Origin of the sequence: Algoriphagus sp. A40 (assembly GCF_002002735.1) — a bacterium.
In the GTDB taxonomy this organism is placed as follows: Bacteria; Bacteroidota; Bacteroidia; order Cytophagales; family Cyclobacteriaceae; genus Algoriphagus.
On the sequence record NZ_MUNY01000010.1, the window covers coordinates 1 to 213 of the forward strand.

Annotated in this window: 1 protein-coding gene; it reads left to right on the forward strand. The window is 61.0% G+C overall.

Annotated features, from left to right (window positions below):
- Positions 1-213 (forward strand): hypothetical protein (locus tag B0E43_RS23280; RefSeq protein ID WP_168171862.1); only part of this gene is annotated, 213 nt, incomplete at both ends.

Consider the following 213-nt stretch of genomic DNA (forward strand, 5'->3'; position numbering starts at 1 on the left):
CTACGTGATCACCAACAGCGGCAACGTGACCCTGGCCGGACCATGCAGTGTGACAGACGACAAGATTGCGGGCATTGCGGCGGTGAACGGTCCATTGGTACCGGGCGGCAGCGTGACTGCGACAGGCAGCTATACGATTACCCAGACGGATCTGAACAACGGCAGTGTGACCAACGTGGCCAGCGCGAGCGGCAACGGGGTGACCTCGAATAC